This window comes from Companilactobacillus bobalius (assembly GCF_009764355.1).
Genome location: NZ_LNUA01000063.1, coordinates 1 through 5952, shown reverse-complemented (window position 1 = coordinate 5952; position 5952 = coordinate 1). Strand labels below are relative to the sequence as shown.

At 37.3% G+C, this 5952-nt stretch carries 4 protein-coding genes and 2 pseudogenes; 2 read left to right on the top strand and 4 right to left on the bottom strand.

Annotated elements, in window-relative coordinates:
- Positions 1-406: 406 nt before the first annotated feature.
- Positions 407-1012, bottom strand: coding sequence for a recombinase family protein (locus ATN92_RS14705; RefSeq protein WP_033615032.1), 606 nt, complete (start codon positions 1010-1012; stop codon positions 407-409).
- Positions 1013-1292: 280 nt separating this feature from the next.
- Between ATN92_RS14705 and ATN92_RS14700 the strand changes: the two genes are divergently transcribed.
- Entirely contained in the window at positions 1293-2564 is a 1272-nt protein-coding gene (locus ATN92_RS14700) for an ISL3 family transposase (protein WP_056950652.1), read from the top strand.
- 184 nt (positions 2565-2748) lie between these two features.
- Here the strand turns inward: ATN92_RS14700 and add are convergent.
- A pseudogene (add, locus tag ATN92_RS14695) lies at positions 2749-3690 on the bottom strand (adenosine deaminase); the annotation flags it as partial.
- An 8-nt stretch (positions 3691-3698) separates the two neighbouring features.
- Between add and ATN92_RS14690 the strand changes: the two are divergent.
- Positions 3699-4367 (top strand): annotated as a pseudogene (locus ATN92_RS14690) (IS30 family transposase); the annotation flags it as partial.
- Positions 4368-4515: 148 nt separating this feature from the next.
- Here the strand turns inward: ATN92_RS14690 and prgO are convergent.
- Both prgO and prgP read right to left on the bottom strand, forming a co-directional pair.
- Positions 4516-4797 carry a DNA segregation protein PrgO gene (gene prgO / locus ATN92_RS14685; protein WP_042255044.1) on the bottom strand — a complete coding sequence of 94 codons (282 nt, stop codon included), beginning with the start codon at positions 4795-4797 and terminating at the stop codon, positions 4516-4518.
- Positions 4784-5683 carry a ParA superfamily DNA segregation protein PrgP gene (prgP, locus tag ATN92_RS14680; protein ID WP_042255042.1) on the bottom strand — a complete coding sequence of 300 codons (900 nt, stop codon included), beginning with the start codon at positions 5681-5683 and terminating at the stop codon, positions 4784-4786. The genes prgO and prgP overlap by 14 nt, the downstream gene beginning before the upstream one ends.
- Between the last annotated feature and the right edge of the window lie 269 nt (positions 5684-5952).

Below are 5952 nucleotides of genomic sequence, written 5' to 3'. Positions count from 1 at the left end.
TCTGTAAACGTAGAAAATCAACACTAAATTTACATTTGTAAACATAAATTGAAAATTTTTTGAGAAATAAAAGGTAGATTGTAAAATTAATCCGAACGCTGTTCGGATTAATTTTACAATCTACCATTTACACAAGATATTTTACGCTCTCCTAATGCCCTTTGTGTCTCATACTAGTTTGTCAGAGGACAGCATTGCCCAAATTATCATTATTATCATCAGTTTATTTTCGGCAGGTATCCTAACTCGAAAGTTATTTGGCCCCATCACCTTCAACCAAGATAACTAAAGCTTTGAGGTCATTAAGTCGCGGTTAAATCGTTACTTCTTAATTACCAGCAAAAGCAAACTGTTAATGAGCAAATGAAATTTTAAATTCCCTGGCTAAAGCTTGCCGGAGTCGCCCTTAATGACTTTTGAATCGTTCCGGTCGTTGAACCCCATACTTTTTCCGGTAGCGAATAAAGGTGGTCCGTTTAATGCCGGTCGTTCTGGCGATGTCTGCGTCACTCATACCGGTTTGGTAGAGTTGAAAGGCATGCTGCAGGCGGGGATCGTCTTGGGTATATTGGGGTCTGCGACCATGATACTTGCCCTGTTGTTTGGCTAGCGCAATGCCTTGTTGCTGCCGATCAATAATCCGCTTCCGTTCACTTTCGGCTTGATACTTATAGAGTTCAATAATCAGGTTGGTCATCAGTTGCCGTAAGTTGGGATCCGCTATTCCGGTCATGGAGGGTAAGTTTAAGACGTCTAAGGTAGCACCCTTGGCTTGGATGGTGTTCATAATCTTAGTTAGGTCTTGATTATTCCGTCCCAAGCGATCTAATTCCGTGACCAGGACAATGTCCCCATCGCGAATATAGGTCAACAGCTTTTGCAGAGCCGGCCGCTGAGTATTCGCCCCACTTAGTTTATCCGTAAATAATTTATCAACGTCTTTTAAAGCCGCTAACTGTCGATCTAAATGTTGCTCCTTGGAACTCACACGCGCATAACCGATTTTAGCCATTTCCAATTCTCCTTTTGGACAGTTCTAATGAACACTTGTAATTCCTAGTATAGCACAAAAATAAAAAAGACCAATAGGGCATACCCTATTGGTCTTTTTGATCCATTATCAATGGCTTTTTAAATGGCTGTACGATAAATAGAGTTGATAGGCATTTTGCCATCAACTCTATTTTTGTATACCATTTATTAATAAAACTATTTTAGAACATCAAAAAGACACCATCCATACCTTTAGATGTTCTACCCTCTACAGCTTCACAATGAAAGGAATTTGAATGATGTCCCTAAGTAATAAGTCTATACGAAACGCTCTTGAAATGAAAGATGAGAATATTATCTTTACTGAAGACCCAAAATTTATGTTAGTTAATGGCATCAAGTCCTTAGTCTATTTTGCAATGCTAACTAAACAGATTGACCGTTGTCTTAACTGTGGCCTTGCAGGCCACTTAGTTAAGAATGGATTTAATAAAAATATGATAGTCGTTCCATCATTATCATTACGTCCAACGTATATAAGTCTGAAACGTCAAAAGTATAAATGTAAATCTTGTAACTCTATCTTTGTAGCCAAAACTAGTTATGTTTGGGAATATTGTCAAATCGCACAACCTGTTAGACAAATGATCTTATCAGAAACTGCTTTTAATACATCATTGAAGGATATCGGCAGACGTTTTAACGTCTCCGATAAGACCGTTCAACGTATCATCGATGAAGAAGCCAAGATGCACAAGAAATCACTTCCTGAACATCTTCCTAAGCACATGGCATTTGATGAATTTATGTCTACTGACAAAATGAGCTTTATTTGGTTAGATAGCGATAATCATCGTACGGGTGATATCTTGCCCAGAAGAACTTCATATCAAATCAGTAAATACTTCAGTCGATTTCCTTTGAAAGTCAGAAGACAGGTAAAAACTATTTCTTTGGATTTAAATGCCGGATACATTAATTTAGTACCAAAGTTGTTTCCAAAGGCCAAAGTCGTTGTTGATAGATTTCATATCGTTCAGATGATGAATCGTTCTCTCAATTCAACTAGAATACAGGTAATGAAACGAATGCCTAAAAGAAGTAAAGAATACTTGTTCATGAAGAGAGATTGGAAAAAATTCTTGGAATCATTCGATTCCATCGAAAAGATAAACCCTAAGTATCAGTACAGTGTTGGTTATTATGAAACGGATCTAAATTTAATCACAAAGTGTTTAGATTTGGACGAAGGTTTCGCCAAGTCCTACGAAGTATATCAAGATATTTTAAAGGCTATTAGAACAGGCAATACTGATACAATGAATCAGATACTACTCAATTATCATCCACTCAATACCGCTATGGATCAAACAATGACATCATTAAGAAAATATCGTAAACAAGTATTAAATGCACTGAAGCTTAAATATTCCAACGGATTTTTAGAGGGAATCATTGGAAGAATAAAAAAGATAAAAAGTAGTGCCTATGGATATCGTAGTTGGAACAACTTTACTGAACGTATAAATATTCAAATGTTTTGGCTTCGAGCAAGCTCATCAGCCAAATAAAAAAACAGCTAGACCATTTATGGTCTAACTGTTAACTTGAACCGCCATCAACTTGATTTGACGAACAGCCTTTTAAATTAGAGCCTAGTACTTTTGGAATGGAAATACTTTCCAACACCAAAAATTCTAGACCCACTTATATTCTGGAGTCTAATCGCTTGCTGGCCCACTCTATTTTGTTCAGCTAAACAGTTTCCCTCTCAAAATCATAGTTGGCAACAAAATCATCAATTTCTTGAATATAATTCCGTTTTTGTTGATCACTGATCCACGAGCTGTTAAATGAATTTTTGGCAATTTGTACAACTTGGTCGACTGATAAATCATATGCTTCAGCAAGGGCCCAATAATTTTCGGAAATATAGCCACCAAAGTATGCCGGATCATCGGAATTGACGCTAACTTCAATTCCTTTGGCCAACAAATCGGTAATTTCTTTACCCTTCATATCAGCACTGACGAAACTGTTCGACTTCGGACAAGTGGTCATACCGATCTGTTTTTGATTAACAAAGTCAACCAGATCAGAATTTTCAACAATATTAGTTCCGTGATCCAGTCGCTCAACCCCAATGACTTCTAGTGCCTGCTTAATATGATCAATCGAGTCAACCTGGTCAATATCACAATGCATCGTAATATGATATCCCTGAGACACGGCGTTTTCAAAATGAGTCGCAAACTTCATTGGTGGATTATGATGCTCGTCAGAATCCAACCCGATTCCAAGAATCTTGTCACGATGTTTCTTGGCTTCCAACAACGTTTGCCGGGCAGATTCTTTAGAAAAGTCCCGCAAAAAGCACATAATTAATTGCGCATCAACACCGAAACTCTTGGCATCCTGAGTTGCCCGATAAAATCCATTAATAACCGTTTCAAAGCTGATCCCACGACTGGTATGCGCCTGGGGGTCAAAAAATAATTCAACGTGATGAACATGATTATCTTTTGCTTTTAATAGGTAGGCATAGGCCAAATCATAAAAATCCTGTTCAGTTTGTAACACAGCCAATGCTGGATAATAAACTGCCAAGAACGAAGCCAAATCATCAAACTGATAACTTTTCTTGACTTCCTCAATTGTATTCTGACCAATATTAATATGATTTTTTTGGGCCAGCTTAGACGTAAATGGTTGCTCACGAATTTAAACTAGCTACTAAATCTATTTATAATTGGCTAAATCAGGGGAGAATTGATTTCTCCTTGAATGATCTACCTGAACATGGCGTACGCCAACGGCGTAACGTTGACCAACGATCCAAATATAATCAATCTTTGGGGCGATCAATTGAACAGCGTCCCATGATGATTAATCAACGTAATCGCATCGGCGATTTTGAACTAGATACAGTCGTTGGTCCTCGTGGGTATAGTAAGGCAGTTTTATTAACTTTAATCGATCGAAAATCACGGTTCCTTTGGGCATACCGGTTAAAAGATCGGACGACAGTGACTGTTAATGAAGCACTAACTAAGTTCCTAACCACTTTTAATGGTCCGGTGCACAGCTTTACTGTGGACCGTGGCACTGAGTTTAGTGGGCTAGTATCACTTGAATCACAATATGGTATTAAGACCTATTACTGCCATGCTTATACGCCAGCCGAACGTGGTAGTAATGAACGCTTTAATCGGAATTTACGTTATTTTTATCCTAAAGGGACTCGTTTTGAACACATTAGTGCTCAAGATTTAACGACGACGTTACTCCAAATTAACCAGCGACCGCTTAAAATACTCGACTGGCAAACACCGTATCAGGTTATGCTGACAAATTTGTCCAAAAATTCGGATTAAATTTGCAATCTACCTATAGTTTAATCTATGGAATCAGAAAAAGTATACTAGTGGAAAAGTATATTTAGCGACTAGTATACTTTTTAAAATGCTTGTTTATCAGTGATTATAGGCCAATTATCATAAGTATACTTTTGCACTAGTATACTTATGACTGTTTTCTCTGATAAATGCTGTCGAAGATTTCTCTCTCTCTATCTGAAAGCGTGTTTTGCTTATATGCCTCAACAGCACTTTCTACAAGTTCATACATTTTCACGTCTTTAATGTAAGCTAGACTCTTTATCGTGTCAAAAACAGGTGGATCGACCCTTAGGCTTTTTCTGTCCGCTGCGGAGTATTTAGTAGTTTTTTGTTCATCTCTGGAATCATCGACTGTTTTTTTTATGTTCACTTCGAAGTGATCAGCATCTTTTTTAATCAAGGCCATCAGCACTTATCTCCTTTCCAAGTGGTGTTAGTTTTTTGCCATTGAGATATTTTGGCGTGTAGACATAATCGTCAGCAATATCTCCTTTACTTTCGAATTGGTCTATTCTTTCCATTAATTCCGCGTAAAGATCGGAAAAGAGTGCGAACATAGCACGATCGTGGTAGTCTTCAAACTGAACTCCGTATTCACCATAATTTTCAAGGCGTAAGTGACTTTTGATAATGGCATTGAATATATTCTGTTTACCAAAATATTTAACGGTCTTATCAACAATGAGCTGTTCAACCGTGTGAGTTTTGTCAAGCATGACTAACAGTATTCCCGCGACCTGAACATTAATCTCGTCGCTGAAGTCATCGTATAGAGTTTGAAGATAAGTGTTGGTTAGTTCCTTTGAACCCTCAAATGCGAATCTCTTGGTTTCTTGCACAACAATTACATAGTCAGTTGCAACCATTATGTTGTCGACTTTTATATCTGTTGCTGGTGGAGTGTCTATAAAAATAAAGTCATAGTCGTCTTTGATTTTATCTAGTAATTTTTTGAAGTAAAAGGTTCGTTCGTGGACACCCTTTATATGGTCGGCTACCCATGTGCCCCAGTTTCGAAAATCAGAATCTCCTGCAATGGCATCTAGATTTTCTGTTAGATGCGTGATTCCCTTACTTAGATCCTTATCATTTAAGCATCTTGTTATAGAAGCGGGCCAATTTGATTTATTAAAGGTCATACCGAGCATGAATGTACTGTTTGCTTGGAGATCCATATCAATATGTAAAACCTTTTTATGGAAAACGGTGGCAAGAGTGATTGCGAACATCACATTATTGGTCGTCTTGCCAACGCCCCCTTTTTGGTTGCTTAAAGCGATTACGTACGTCATTGATAACACTTCTCTCATAAGTATACTTCTGCTACAAATATAGTATACCATATTGAAACCTGAAATCAAGCTTTTTTATCAAAAGTATACTAATATAAAAGTATACTAATATACTCTTATACTTTTACATTAGTATACTCGTGGATTTGTGGATTAATATACTAAAAAACATCAAAAGTATACTTTTGATGTTTTTGTTTACATTTTCTTTGTTATGGTGTATGGTTACCTTAAATAAAAGAAAAGCGCCACCCAACGGCAATTGGGAA

Coding starts and splice junctions, on each gene's coding strand:
- ATN92_RS14705 (WP_033615032.1), bottom strand. CDS start 1,012: ATGGCTAAAATCGGTTATGCGCGTGTGAGTTCCAAGGAGCAACATTTA.
- ATN92_RS14700 (WP_056950652.1), top strand. CDS start 1,293: ATGTCCCTAAGTAATAAGTCTATACGAAACGCTCTTGAAATGAAAGAT.
- prgO (WP_042255044.1), bottom strand. CDS start 4,797: ATGGCCTTGATTAAAAAAGATGCTGATCACTTCGAAGTGAACATAAAA.
- prgP (WP_042255042.1), bottom strand. CDS start 5,683: ATGACGTACGTAATCGCTTTAAGCAACCAAAAAGGGGGCGTTGGCAAG.